This is a genomic window from Bacillus sp. FSL H8-0516 (assembly GCF_038635285.1).
In the GTDB taxonomy this organism is placed as follows: domain Bacteria; phylum Bacillota; class Bacilli; order Bacillales; family Bacillaceae; genus Bacillus; species Bacillus safensis.
In genome coordinates this window covers 1,875,250-1,889,097 of sequence record NZ_CP152051.1, presented here as the reverse complement: position 1 = coordinate 1,889,097, position 13,848 = coordinate 1,875,250, and the positions used below count along the sequence as shown (strand labels likewise).

The window sequence follows — 13,848 nt, the reverse complement described above, 5'->3', positions numbered from 1 at the left end:
TTAGCTAAGCCGTATGATGGTCAAGGCTGCTCCAGCAGCACCACCTCCGCCAACTAAAATAGCTGTGACAACCGCCCCAAAAAACTGCAGTGAGATGGTATTACCAGCTGTTAAATTAACAATAACAGTGTTGTTGATTAATGAAGTTGAGATAACAGGTGATTGAACAGAACCAGAAATAGTAGTTGCTCCATTTAAAAGCAAACGTGTACTAATCAAAAGAGCTGTAGTGGTGTTGACTTGATACGTAATATAATATTTACCAGTTTGCAGAACGGTAAAAACAGTGCTTGTGCCGTTTGCTGTAAAACCAGTAATGTTTTGAAAGTTTGGCAGAGGAATATTCGTTCCAGCGGCTACAGTAACAATGGTAGGTCCAGAACTATTAGCAGCATAAAGTGCAGTATCTGTAAAACCACCTGTTCCAGTAGGTCCAGTAGCCCCGGTGATACCCGTTGCACCAGTAGGTCCTGTAGCCCCAGTGATACCTGTAGCACCCGTATCACCAGTTGTTCCGGTGATCCCCGTCGCACCGGTAGGTCCTGTAGGTCCAGTGTTGCCTGTGGCACCGGTAGGGCCAGTAGCTCCAGTGATCCCTGTAGGTCCAGTTGATCCAGTGATCCCCGTGGCGCCTGTAGGTCCAGTTGATCCAGTGATCCCTGTAGCGCCTGTAGGTCCAGTTGATCCAGTGATCCCTGTAGCGCCTGTAGGTCCAGTTGATCCGGTAATCCCTGTAGCGCCTGTAGGTCCAGTTGATCCGGTGATCCCCGTAGCGCCTGTAGGTCCGGTTGATCCAGTGATCCCTGTAGCGCCTGTAGGTCCAGTTGATCCAGTAATCCCCGTGGCACCGGTAGGTCCGGTTGACCCAGTAATCCCCGTGGCACCTGTAGGTCCAGTTGATCCAGTAATCCCCGTGGCACCGGTAGGTCCGGTTGACCCAGTAATCCCCGTGGCACCGGTAGGTCCAGTTGATCCAGTGATCCCCGTGGCGCCTGTAGGTCCAGTTGATCCAGTGATACCTGTAGCGCCTGTAGGTCCGGTAGCTCCAGTGATACCAGTTGCACCGGTAGGTCCAGTAGCTCCGGTAATCCCTGTAGCGCCGGTAGGACCTGTTGGTCCAGTGCTGCCAGTGGCACCAGTAGGACCTGTTGGTCCAGTACTACCCGTGGCACCCGTATCTCCAGTTGACCCAGTAATCCCTGTAGCACCAGTAGGTCCGGTTGACCCAGTGATACCTGTAGCGCCGGTAGGACCTGTTGGTCCAGTGCTACCCGTGGCACCCGTATCACCAGTTGATCCAGTAATCCCTGTAGGTCCGGTTAATCCGGTGATCCCTGTGGCACCAGTAGGACCAGTTGATCCAGTGCTGCCTGTAGCACCCGTATCACCAGTTGATCCAGTAATCCCTGTAGCGCCTGTAGGTCCGGTTAATCCGGTGATCCCTGTGGCACCAGTAGGACCAGTTGATCCAGTGCTGCCTGTAGCACCCGTATCACCAGTTGATCCAGTGCTGCCTGTAGCACCAGTAGGACCAGTTGATCCAGTGATCCCCGTTGCACCCGTATCTCCAGTTGATCCAGTGATCCCTGTGGCACCAGTAGGACCAGTTGATCCAGTGATACCTGTAGCACCCGTATCACCAGTAGCCCCGGTAGGACCTGTTGGTCCAGTGCTGCCAGTGACACCCGTATCTCCAGTTGATCCAGTGATCCCCGTCGCCCCGGTAGGGCCGGTTGATCCGGTAATCCCTGTAGCGCCTGTAGGTCCAGTTGATCCGGTAATCCCTGTAGCGCCCGTATCTCCAGTTGACCCAGTGCTGCCTGTAGCACCTGTATCACCAGTTGATCCAGTGATCCCCGTAGCACCCGTAGGTCCGGTTAATCCGGTGATCCCTGTGGCACCAGTAGGACCAGTTGATCCAGTGATCCCCGTAGCACCCGTAGGTCCGGTTAATCCGGTGATCCCTGTGGCACCAGTAGGACCAGTTGATCCAGTGATACCTGTAGCACCCGTATCACCAGTTGATCCAGTGATCCCCGTAGCACCTGTAGGTCCGGTAGCTCCAGTGATACCTGTAGCCCCGGTAGGGCCGGTTGATCCGGTAATCCCTGTAGCGCCGGTAGGACCTGTTGATCCGGTAATACCCGTAGCGCCCGTATCTCCAGTTGATCCAGTAATCCCTGTAGCCCCAGTAGGTCCAGTTGATCCGGTAATACCCGTAGCGCCCGTATCTCCAGTTGACCCAGTGCTACCAGTGGCACCCGTATCTCCAGTAGCCCCGGTAGGACCTGTTGGTCCAGTGCTGCCAGTGGCACCCGTATCTCCAGTTGATCCAGTGATCCCCGTAGCACCCGTAGGTCCGGTAGCTCCAGTGATACCTGTAGCGCCTGTAGGTCCAGTTGATCCGGTAATCCCTGTAGCACCTGTATCTCCAGTTGACCCAGTGATCCCCGTAGCACCCGTAGGTCCGGTTGACCCAGTAATCCCCGTGGCACCAGTAGGACCAGTTGATCCGGTAATCCCTGTAGCACCCGTATCTCCAGTTGACCCAGTGATCCCCGTAGCACCCGTAGGTCCGGTTGACCCAGTAATCCCCGTGGCACCAGTAGGACCAGTTGATCCAGTGCTGCCTGTAGCCCCGGTAGGTCCGGTTGACCCAGTAATCCCCGTGGCACCAGTAGGACCAGTTGATCCAGTGCTGCCTGTAGCCCCGGTAGGTCCGGTTGACCCAGTAATCCCTGTAGCACCAGTAGGTCCGGTTGACCCAGTGATACCTGTAGCGCCGGTAGGACCTGTTGGTCCAGTGCTACCAGTGGCACCCGTATCACCAGTTGATCCAGTAATCCCTGTAGCGCCGGTAGGTCCGGTTAATCCGGTGATCCCTGTGGCACCAGTAGGACCAGTTGATCCAGTGCTGCCTGTAGCACCCGTATCACCAGTTGATCCAGTGATCCCCGTAGCTCCAGTGATACCTGTAGCGCCGGTAGGTCCAGTTGACCCAGTAATCCCTGTAGCACCCGTAGGTCCGGTAGCTCCAGTGATACCTGTAGCGCCGGTAGGACCTGTTGGTCCAGTGCTACCAGTGGCACCCGTATCACCAGTTGATCCAGTAATCCCTGTAGCGCCGGTAGGTCCGGTTAATCCGGTGATCCCTGTGGCACCAGTAGGACCAGTTGATCCAGTGCTACCAGTGGCACCCGTATCACCAGTTGATCCAGTGATCCCCGTCGCACCGGTAGGTCCGGTTGATCCGGTAATACCCGTAGCGCCCGTATCTCCAGTTGACCCAGTGCTACCCGTGGCGCCGGTAGGACCTGTTGGTCCAGTGCTACCCGTGGCACCCGTATCACCAGTTGATCCAGTAATCCCTGTAGCGCCGGTAGGTCCAGTTGATCCAGTAATCCCCGTGGCGCCCGTATCTCCAGTTGACCCAGTGCTACCAGTGGCGCCGGTAGGACCTGTTGACCCAGTGATACCTGTAGCCCCTGTAGGTCCGGTAGCTCCAGTGATACCAGTTGCACCGGTAGGTCCAGTAGCTCCGGTAATCCCTGTAGCGCCGGTAGGACCTGTTGGTCCAGTGCTGCCAGTGGCACCAGTAGGACCTGTTGGTCCAGTACTACCCGTGGCACCCGTATCTCCAGTTGACCCAGTAATCCCTGTAGCACCAGTAGGTCCGGTTGACCCAGTGATCCCTGTAGCGCCGGTAGGACCTGTTGGTCCAGTGCTACCCGTGGCACCCGTATCACCAGTTGATCCAGTGATCCCTGTAGCGCCTGTAGGTCCGGTTAATCCGGTGATCCCTGTGGCACCAGTAGGACCAGTTGATCCAGTGCTGCCTGTAGCACCCGTATCACCAGTTGATCCAGTAATCCCTGTAGCGCCTGTAGGTCCGGTTAATCCGGTGATCCCTGTGGCACCAGTAGGACCAGTTGATCCAGTGCTGCCTGTAGCACCCGTATCACCAGTTGATCCAGTGCTGCCTGTAGCACCCGTATCACCAGTTGATCCAGTGCTGCCTGTAGCACCAGTAGGACCAGTTGATCCAGTGATCCCCGTTGCACCCGTATCTCCAGTTGATCCAGTGATCCCTGTGGCACCAGTAGGACCAGTTGATCCAGTGATACCTGTAGCACCCGTATCACCAGTAGCCCCGGTAGGACCTGTTGGTCCAGTGCTGCCAGTGACACCCGTATCTCCAGTTGATCCAGTGATCCCCGTCGCCCCGGTAGGGCCGGTTGATCCGGTAATCCCTGTAGCGCCTGTAGGTCCAGTTGATCCGGTAATCCCTGTAGCGCCGGTAGGACCTGTTGGTCCAGTGCTACCAGTGGCACCCGTATCACCAGTTGATCCAGTAATCCCTGTAGCGCCGGTAGGTCCGGTTAATCCGGTGATCCCTGTGGCACCAGTAGGACCAGTTGATCCAGTGCTGCCTGTAGCACCCGTATCACCAGTTGATCCAGTGATCCCCGTAGCTCCAGTGATACCTGTAGCGCCGGTAGGTCCAGTTGACCCAGTAATCCCTGTAGCACCCGTAGGTCCGGTAGCTCCAGTGATACCTGTAGCGCCGGTAGGACCTGTTGGTCCAGTGCTACCAGTGGCACCCGTATCACCAGTTGATCCAGTAATCCCTGTAGCGCCGGTAGGTCCGGTTAATCCGGTGATCCCTGTGGCACCAGTAGGACCAGTTGATCCAGTAATCCCTGTAGCGCCCGTAGGTCCGGTAGCTCCAGTGATACCTGTAGCGCCGGTAGGACCTGTTGGTCCAGTGCTACCAGTGGCACCCGTATCACCAGTTGATCCAGTAATCCCTGTAGCGCCTGTAGGTCCAGTTGATCCAGTAATCCCCGTGGCGCCCGTATCTCCAGTTGACCCAGTGCTACCAGTGGCGCCGGTAGGTCCGGTTGACCCAGTAATCCCCGTGGCACCAGTAGGTCCGGTTGACCCAGTGATACCTGTAGCGCCCGTATCTCCAGTTGACCCAGTGCTACCAGTGGCGCCGGTAGGACCTGTTGACCCAGTGCTACCAGTGGCGCCGGTAGGACCTGTTGGTCCAGTGCTACCCGTGGCACCCGTATCACCAGTTGATCCAGTAATCCCTGTAGCGCCGGTAGGTCCAGTTGATCCAGTAATCCCCGTGGCGCCCGTATCTCCAGTTGACCCAGTGCTACCAGTGGCGCCGGTAGGACCTGTTGACCCAGTGATACCTGTAGCCCCTGTAGGTCCGGTAGCTCCAGTGATACCAGTTGCCCCGGCAGGTCCAGTTGATCCAGTAATCCCTGTAGCACCTGTATCACCAGTTGATCCAGTGATCCCTGTGGCGCCGGTAGGTCCGGTTGATCCAGTGATACCTGTAGCCCCGGTAGGACCTGTTGGTCCAGTGCTACCCGTGGCACCCGTATCACCAGTTGATCCAGTAATCCCTGTAGCGCCTGTAGGTCCAGTTGATCCGGTAATCCCTGTAGCGCCTGTAGGTCCAGTTGATCCGTTGATCCCCGTAGCGCCTGTAGGTCCGGTTGATCCAGTGATCCCTGTAGCGCCTGTAGGTCCAGTTGATCCAGTAATCCCCGTGGCGCCTGTAGGTCCGGTTGACCCAGTAATCCCCGTGGCACCGGTAGGTCCAGTAGCTCCGGTAATCCCTGTAGCGCCGGTAGGACCTGTTGGTCCAGTGCTGCCAGTGGCACCAGTAGGACCTGTTGGTCCAGTACTACCCGTGGCACCCGTATCACCAGTTGACCCAGTAATCCCTGTAGCACCAGTAGGTCCGGTTGACCCAGTGATACCTGTAGCGCCGGTAGGACCTGTTGGTCCAGTGCTACCCGTGGCACCCGTATCACCAGTTGATCCAGTGATACCTGTAGCGCCTGTAGGTCCGGTTAATCCGGTGATCCCTGTGGCACCAGTAGGACCAGTTGATCCAGTGCTGCCTGTAGCACCCGTATCACCAGTTGATCCAGTAATCCCTGTAGCGCCTGTAGGTCCGGTTAATCCGGTGATCCCTGTGGCACCAGTAGGACCAGTTGATCCAGTGCTGCCTGTAGCACCCGTATCACCAGTTGATCCAGTGCTGCCTGTAGCACCCGTATCACCAGTTGATCCAGTGCTGCCTGTAGCACCAGTAGGACCAGTTGATCCAGTGATCCCCGTTGCACCCGTATCTCCAGTTGATCCAGTGATCCCTGTGGCACCAGTAGGACCAGTTGATCCAGTGATACCTGTAGCACCCGTATCACCAGTAGCCCCGGTAGGACCTGTTGGTCCAGTGCTGCCAGTGACACCCGTATCTCCAGTTGATCCAGTGATCCCCGTCGCCCCGGTAGGGCCGGTTGATCCGGTAATCCCTGTAGCGCCTGTAGGTCCAGTTGATCCGGTAATCCCTGTAGCGCCGGTAGGACCTGTTGGTCCAGTGCTACCAGTGGCACCCGTATCACCAGTTGATCCAGTAATCCCTGTAGCGCCGGTAGGTCCGGTTAATCCGGTGATCCCTGTGGCACCAGTAGGACCAGTTGATCCAGTAATCCCTGTAGCGCCCGTAGGTCCGGTAGCTCCAGTGATACCTGTAGCGCCGGTAGGACCTGTTGGTCCAGTGCTACCAGTGGCACCCGTATCACCAGTTGATCCAGTAATCCCTGTAGCGCCTGTAGGTCCAGTTGATCCAGTAATCCCCGTGGCGCCCGTATCTCCAGTTGACCCAGTGCTACCAGTGGCGCCGGTAGGTCCGGTTGACCCAGTAATCCCCGTGGCACCAGTAGGTCCGGTTGACCCAGTGATACCTGTAGCGCCCGTATCTCCAGTTGACCCAGTGCTACCAGTGGCGCCGGTAGGACCTGTTGACCCAGTGATCCCTGTAGCGCCGGTAGGACCTGTTGGTCCAGTGCTACCAGTGGCACCCGTATCACCAGTTGATCCAGTAATCCCTGTAGCGCCCGTAGGTCCGGTTAATCCAGTGATCCCTGTGGCACCAGTAGGACCAGTTGATCCAGTGCTACCAGTGGCACCCGTATCACCAGTTGATCCAGTAATCCCTGTAGCGCCGGTAGGTCCGGTTAATCCGGTGATCCCTGTGGCACCAGTAGGACCAGTTGATCCAGTGCTGCCTGTAGCACCCGTATCACCAGTTGATCCAGTGATCCCCGTCGCACCGGTAAGGCCGGTTGATCCGGTAATACCCGTAGCGCCCGTATCTCCAGTTGACCCAGTAATCCCTGTAGCACCCGTAGGTCCGGTAGCTCCAGTGATACCTGTAGCCCCGGTAGGACCTGTTGGTCCAATGCTACCCGTGGCACCCGTATCACCAGTTGATCCAGTAATCCCTGTGGCGCCGGTAGGTCCAGTTGACCCAGTAATCCCTGTAGCGCCCGTATCTCCAGTTGACCCAGTGATCCCCGTCGCACCGGTAGGGCCGGTTAATCCGGTGATCCCTGTGGCGCCGGTAGGACCTGTTGACCCAGTGATACCTGTAGCCCCTGTAGGTCCGGTAGCTCCAGTAGCTCCAGTGATACCAGTTGCCCCGGCAGGTCCAGTTGATCCAGTAATCCCTGTAGCACCTGTATCACCAGTTGATCCAGTGATCCCTGTAGCGCCCGTAGGTCCAGTTGACCCAGTAATCCCTGTAGCCCCGGTAGGACCTGTTGGTCCAGTGCTACCAGTATCTCCAGTTGACCCAGTGCTACCAGTGGCGCCGGTAGGTCCAGTTTCACCTGGTGCTGCTAAAAGTGTGTAATCTGGCGACGTATCTGGCGTACCTGAAGGTGGTGCAGAATCCACAATATACGTACCACCACCATAAGTGACCACTTGACCTACTGAATATGTTGGTGCCATAACAGGATCATAGGCTTCAATACCACTTAATCCGATCCCAGTAGGACCTGTAGGACCAGTTTCTCCAGAAGCAGCTAAAAGGGTATAGTCGGGGGAGAGTCCAGGTATTCCTGATGGATCGTCAACATTGGCAATGTAAGTACTGCCATTAAATGTGACCACTTGCCCTGCATCGTAATCTTTTGATTGTGAGGGCTCAAAAGGGAGGGCGCCGGTTAACCCGCCAGCAGGTCCAGTAGGTCCGGTTGGTCCAGGGGGACCGGCTGGGCCTGCCGGGCCTCTTGGTCCAGCTCTTTGATTTGGTTTTGATTGTTTTATTCCTTTTGCAATGTGGCAAGGTTGATTCTCTTGAGATATATTTTGTTTTGAGTATTCTTGTTTAATGAATGGACAGTCTCTTTTTCGAGGACGGTCATGACGTGATCTTTTGTAATGAGGCAGTTCATGGTATTTACCGCAAAAGGGACATTTGTGATCGAATTGATTGTACAAATTGCCCATCTCCTAAAATTGATATTTCATTCTATGTGCAAATTTACAAATTGGAAGTAAAACCTAGAAAATCATCATTTCGAAAATCATCGAATCAAATCATTTAAATCTTTCATGAATTTGTGTTATGGTGTTGAAAGTATAAAATAGTATGATTTTTGACAGAAATGGGGACATCATTTATGAGTCAATCAGTTTTACACGGCAAAGCCTATTCCGTTTTAAATTTATCCTCTGTGACAGAAGGAGGTACCATTAAAGAATCTTTTGAGCGTAGTATGGATTTAGCAAAGAAGGCGGAGAAGTGGGGCTATCATAGATACTGGCTGGCAGAACACCATAACATGGAAGGGGTTGCGAGCTCTGCAACGTCCGTTTTAATTGGGTATATTGCGGGAGGAACCGAAAAAATTCGAGTAGGGTCTGGTGGGATTATGCTGCCAAACCACTCTTCACTTGTCATTGCTGAACAATTTGGCACACTTGAAACATTGTATCCGGGGAGAATTGATTTAGGTCTTGGTAGAGCACCAGGGACAGATCAGTTAACAGCAAGAGCGCTTAGACGTAATCTTCATAACGGAGAAGATTTCCCAGAGCAGCTTGAAGAACTTCGTCAATATTTCAAGCCGACTGGTCAGGTTAAAAAACATGTAAGAGCTGTTCCAGGAGAAGGTCTGGACATTCCAATTTGGCTCCTTGGTTCAAGTGGTTTTAGCGCCAGACTTGCAGGAGAACTTGGATTGCCATTTGCCTTTGCAGCACATTTCTCACCTAAAAATACAATTCCCGCGTTAGAGTTGTACAGACAGTCGTTTAGACCTTCTGATGTGTTAAAAGAGCCTTATGCCATGGTCGGTGTGACGGTTTTTGCTGCAGATCAAACAGAGCGGGCTGAATATTTGGCAACCTCTCATTATCAGCGCTTTTTAAGTCTCATTCGCAACACACCAGGAAAACTGAAGGCGCCTGTCGACAGCATGGACGGTCTTTGGAGCCCATATGAAAAGGCGATGGTGGATGAACAATTAAGTTCAACCATGATCGGGGATAAAGAAAAGGTGAAAAAAGAATTAGAAGCCTTTGTTGAAGCTACTCAAGCAGATGAATTAATGATTAATTCGGATATGTTTGACCATCAAGAAAGAATGCGATCGTATGAAATCATCGGAGAGATCTTTCAAGAGGCACAAGAAAAATAAACATAAAAAAGAACTGCACAGAGCAGTTCTTTTTTATTTATGCTTTTGTAAAAATGCGAAATGGTTGTCCGATTGGCAGAACAATACGACCAAAATGTGTATTAAGGACAACAGCTGCAGAACCATAAAATGAAAGCAGGGAAATGATCAATTCTGCAATACCTGCCATGGTATGAGTCACATCGTACATCACACCAAAAGTGCTAAGGGAAAGACCAATGAATAAGAAATCAATAAAGACGAAAATCAAAAATAACACTTTATGTGTTTCCATTGCACCAATCGTCATAAACAAGCTGAAAATCAAATAACCAACAAACGCAAAACCTAGCTGTTTTGGATCTGCTGCTCCCGCAAGCGTTTTCCCAAAAACGCCAGCTTGAATGAGCCAAGTCGTTCCAACACCCATCCAGAAAAGACCGAATGCGCCAAAGGCAGTGGCTCCAAAAATATTATGATGCTTTGAATCTTGTATGGACGCGATCAGCTGCGCGATTCCTCCAAGGAAGATAGCCCAAGGTAAAATAAGGGATGTGCCATCTGTGATTCCTAGTTTTTGTGAGGACGCAACGAGCGTCACCATTGCTAAACCAAACAAACCAAGTGGTGTTGGGTCTGCAATTGATAATCGAATTGCTTGAACATTCTGTTTTTCCATAATGACCTCCTACAATTTGCACTTACAAAAGATACTCGAATTCGATAGAAACGTCAAGCTCTTTTTTAGTAGACACTTGCATCGTCTTCCAAATAAATCTATATTTAATACATATCAAATGTGATAGAAAAAGAGGGATAAAATGAGTAAAGGCTTATCTGGAAAAACGATTGCTATTTGTGGAACGAGAAAAACAGAAGAAATGCGTATACTTGTCGAAAAGCAAGGAGGACAAGCCGTTATTCGCTCTCTTCAAGGAACCGTATTTTTAGCAAAAGAAGAATTAAAGCCAGGCATAGAGACCTTTGTGAAACAAGGGGCCGACTGGGTCATCTTAACAACAGGCATCGGTACAGATACATTGATTGAGAGTGCAGAAGAGCTGCAGCTTGGTAAAGAATTTATGAACATTCTATCAAATGCCCATATTGCTTCAAGAGGGTACAAAACCTTTGCTGCGTTGAAAAAACGCGGAATTCAGCCAGAGGTCTCTGATGAAGACGGAACGGTTCGGGACTTGATTTCAAAGCTTGAAGACAAGGAATTTCAAGGAAAACGCGTGATGGTGCAGCTTCATGGTGAAAATGCACCAGCTCTCATTCAGTTTTTACATGACAAGGGGGCAGATGTTTTGCCGCTTTTACCATATCAGCACACACCTCCTGAACCAGAGGCAGCTGAAACGCTGCTTCAAGAAATGAAAGATGGACAAGTTCATGCTGTCTGTTTTACAACCGCTGTCCAGGTTCACGCCTTTTTCAAACTAGCCGCAGATTGGGGCAGAAAAAAAGAATTGCAAGCATTATTCGAGCAGGACGTACTGGCGGTAGCTGTCGGGAAAGTCACTGCTGAAGCTTTAAAAGAAGAGGGAATAGACCGAATTCTTGCCCCGTCACTTGAGAGAATGGGTGCAATGATTATAGAATTATCACAATATATGAAAAAACAATCAGCACACTCATAAAAAAACGCCTTTCACCAGATCAGTGAAAGGCGTTTTTGTTAGATTGTCCGTTTTCGATTCGTCCGAATTTTTTTGAGTACAAAGTAGAGAACAATCAGGACGATGGCAATGACCATTATAGGAGTTGTATAAGCATGAGCAACACTTTGAATATGATCCCATTTTGTCCCAAGCTGCATGCCAAGATAAATAAATAAGATGGACCAAGGAATGGCAGCTAATCCTGTCAAGAAAACAAATTTCAAAAAAGGCATCTTGGCAATACCCGCTGGAATCGAGATGGCATGGCGGACAACAGGGATAAAGCGTGCGGTAAAGACTACACCGGTTCCATACCGGTCAAACCAGCGCTCTGCAGTCGCGATATGATGTTCATGGATGAATAAATACTTCCCGTACTTTGTTAAAAAAGGTCTGCCGCCGTAAAGGCCGATCCAGTAAATAAAACACTGGGCAAGTGTTCCTCCAATAACCCCAGCGATGACGGCTCCAACAAATCCAATGCTTCCTGTTGACACCATATATCCGCCGTAGGCAAGTACAATTTCACTTGGAATAATTTCAATCATCAGTCCAAGTGCAACACCTACATAACCAAGGCTTGTCAGCCAGGTTAAAATTTCATTAAACAAGGTTCCCATTCATTTCACTCTGCCTTTAAATACGAATTTTCTTCAAGCATCCTTATAAGAGCCTATGCTTGTTTTGCTTCTCTCATGAGTATGCTTTGCATATATGCTAGCATGGCTGGCCGCATATCATGACGCATTAATCCAATTTCAGCCGCTGCCTTAAATGAGCCCAGCTTATCACCAACGTCAAATCTCATCCCATCTAATTGTTTAGCATAAATGGGTGATTCATGTGCAATGATTTTCAGCGCATCTGTCAGCTGAATTTCGTTCCCAGCACCTCTCTCGATTCCTTGTAGAATAGGAAAAATCGATGGTGTTAACAGATACCTGCCCATCACGGCTAAATCGGAAGGAGCTTCATGAATAGCTGGCTTTTCCACTAAGTCTGTGACTTCAAACACTTGACCGTCTACTCTAGCTGGTCTTATCATACCATACTTACTGACATCTAGACGATCCACTTGCTGGACGCCAATGACCTCTCTTTGTTTGTCTTCAAAGACTTCCATGAGCTGAGAGAGTGCAGGTCTTTCTGACACCATGACATCATCACCTAAAAGGACCGCAAAAGGATCATTGCCAGTAAAATGACGTGCACATAATACCGCATGTCCAAGACCTAAGGGCTCCTTTTGACGAATATAATGAATATTGGCCATATCCGCAATATGTTTGATTTCAGCCAGCTGTTCATTTTTTCCTTTTTCAAGCAACGTGTGTTCTAGCTCAATCGAACGGTCAAAGTGATCTTCAATTGATTTTTTATTTCTTCCTGTGATAATTAGTATATCTTCAATGCCTGATTGAACAGCCTCCTCAACTATGTATTGAATGGCGGGTTTGTCGATAATAGGCAGCATTTCCTTTGGCTGTGCTTTCGTTGCGGGTAAAAAACGTGTGCCTAATCCGGCTGCTGGTATAACGGCTTTTTTGATATTCATTGAATCATCGCTCCATTTCTGATGGTTTATTTTCTGATGGAAAAACCCATAAGCGGCTTCCAGTAAAAGTGATCATCATGCCAAGAAGGGTACCAATCGCTTTACTAATGAATAATGAGAAACCTGCTTTCTGCATGACATATAAGACAACATAGGTGAGGAGGCACGCTGCGCCGTTGACTGTGGCCCACTTGAACCATTCCCACTTGTCAGCTTTCTTTTTCACTTGGAACGTCCATTTTCGATTCCAAACATAACTGTTCAGCATTCCTGCGGTATAGGACAAGCACTGTGCAAGAAAAGAGGGAACAAAGCAAGCAGTTAAAAAAAAGAAGAACAGAAAGTCAATCATCGTATTGCTAGCGCCTACAGTTAAAAATGCGGCATAGGTCCGAATATTTTTCTTTGTCATCCGAAGGATCATCACCTCCTAGTGTTTGAGTGGGTTTATGAATACTGTACAAAAGCGAGTTGACGAATCAGTGAAGAAAAGATGAAAAAAACATGAACAAGCGATATCTGTTTTTTCACCAGCTCGTGATATAATTTGCTAGATGAAACGAACGGGTGGTGCACAAACATGTATTTAACAATCGCAGAAACAGCTGAATACTTAGAAGTATCTGAAACATATGTTGAAAAATTAATCCAGCAAAAAAAGATCCGTTACGTATTTGACGGGGAATCTTATCTCATTTATCAAGGGCAGTTTCAAACGCATTTAAAGCAGCTCGAGCAATATAAAGAGCTCGTCCAAGAGATCTTAAATGAACCGATTCCGGAAGACCCCGATGTAAAGGATGAAGATTAGAAGATCGTTATTTCTTCATTTGAAACAATATGGACGAATGGCCGCGGTTATAGAAAGAATGATTTCTATTTCACCTTAAGCTTGCTCGAATGAAAGAAGCAGAATAGCAGTAAAAGGAAGTAAAAACAATGGGGACAACTACTTTATGTGAAGCCTGTCAAAAAAACGAAATGAACGTTGTAGAATCGACTGATAACCGAAACAGCCTTATCAATTATGCCATCAATGCCACGAAAGACTGCTCAGCTATTCATTACGGCCTATTGAATGGTATAACCTAGCTGTTCTCCATTCTCCTAAACAATTTTTACTGTTTGATGATTT

Annotated in this window: 9 protein-coding genes; 4 read left to right on the top strand and 5 right to left on the bottom strand. The window is 50.1% G+C overall.

Translation table 11 applies throughout. The annotated features are described in order from the left end of the window. Positions 1 to 8,322 carry a hypothetical protein gene (locus MHB67_RS09355; protein WP_342492483.1) on the bottom strand — a complete coding sequence of 2,774 codons (8,322 nt, stop codon included), beginning with the start codon at positions 8,320 to 8,322 and terminating at the stop codon, positions 1 to 3. Between the two features lie 173 nt (positions 8,323 to 8,495). Between MHB67_RS09355 and MHB67_RS09350 the strand changes: the two genes are divergently transcribed. Beyond that, positions 8,496 to 9,515 carry an LLM class flavin-dependent oxidoreductase gene (locus MHB67_RS09350; RefSeq protein ID WP_095408734.1) on the top strand — a complete coding sequence of 340 codons (1,020 nt, stop codon included), beginning with the start codon at positions 8,496 to 8,498 and terminating at the stop codon, positions 9,513 to 9,515. Between the two features lie 37 nt (positions 9,516 to 9,552). Here the strand turns inward: MHB67_RS09350 and MHB67_RS09345 are convergent, their stop codons facing one another. Beyond that, complete coding sequence (locus tag MHB67_RS09345; protein WP_047203394.1) at positions 9,553 to 10,173, bottom strand: GPR1/FUN34/YaaH family transporter; 621 nt, start codon at positions 10,171 to 10,173, stop codon at positions 9,553 to 9,555. 142 nt (positions 10,174 to 10,315) lie between these two features. Here MHB67_RS09345 and MHB67_RS09340 point away from each other — a divergent pair, with 142 nt between their 5' ends. Continuing rightward, on the top strand, positions 10,316 to 11,137 hold the full coding sequence (locus MHB67_RS09340; protein ID WP_283859443.1) for a uroporphyrinogen-III synthase: 822 nt from the start codon (positions 10,316 to 10,318) through the stop codon (positions 11,135 to 11,137). A 38-nt stretch (positions 11,138 to 11,175) separates the two neighbouring features. On the opposite strand, the gene MHB67_RS09335 is transcribed toward MHB67_RS09340, so the two are convergent. From MHB67_RS09335 to MHB67_RS09325, 3 genes are read right to left on the bottom strand one after another with little or no spacing between them, the layout of a single operon-like run. After that, positions 11,176 to 11,778 (bottom strand): DedA family protein, encoded by a 603-nt coding sequence (locus MHB67_RS09335; protein WP_281236166.1) that lies wholly within the window; start codon positions 11,776 to 11,778, stop codon positions 11,176 to 11,178. A gap of 53 nt (positions 11,779 to 11,831) precedes the next feature. Continuing rightward, complete coding sequence (gene galU, locus MHB67_RS09330) at positions 11,832 to 12,713, bottom strand: UTP--glucose-1-phosphate uridylyltransferase GalU (protein ID WP_035391811.1); 882 nt, start codon at positions 12,711 to 12,713, stop codon at positions 11,832 to 11,834. Between the two features lie 4 nt (positions 12,714 to 12,717). Then, on the bottom strand, positions 12,718 to 13,125 hold the full coding sequence (locus MHB67_RS09325) for a GtrA family protein (RefSeq protein ID WP_283859442.1): 408 nt from the start codon (positions 13,123 to 13,125) through the stop codon (positions 12,718 to 12,720). Positions 13,126 to 13,293: 168 nt separating this feature from the next. Between MHB67_RS09325 and MHB67_RS09320 the strand changes: the two genes are divergently transcribed. Beyond that, complete coding sequence (locus MHB67_RS09320) at positions 13,294 to 13,524, top strand: excisionase family DNA-binding protein (RefSeq protein WP_024425698.1); 231 nt, start codon at positions 13,294 to 13,296, stop codon at positions 13,522 to 13,524. Positions 13,525 to 13,652: 128 nt separating this feature from the next. Beyond that, positions 13,653 to 13,805, top strand: a complete 153-nt coding sequence (locus tag MHB67_RS09315) for a hypothetical protein (protein ID WP_226340885.1) — start codon at positions 13,653 to 13,655, stop codon at positions 13,803 to 13,805. The last annotated feature ends 43 nt before the right edge of the window (positions 13,806 to 13,848 follow it).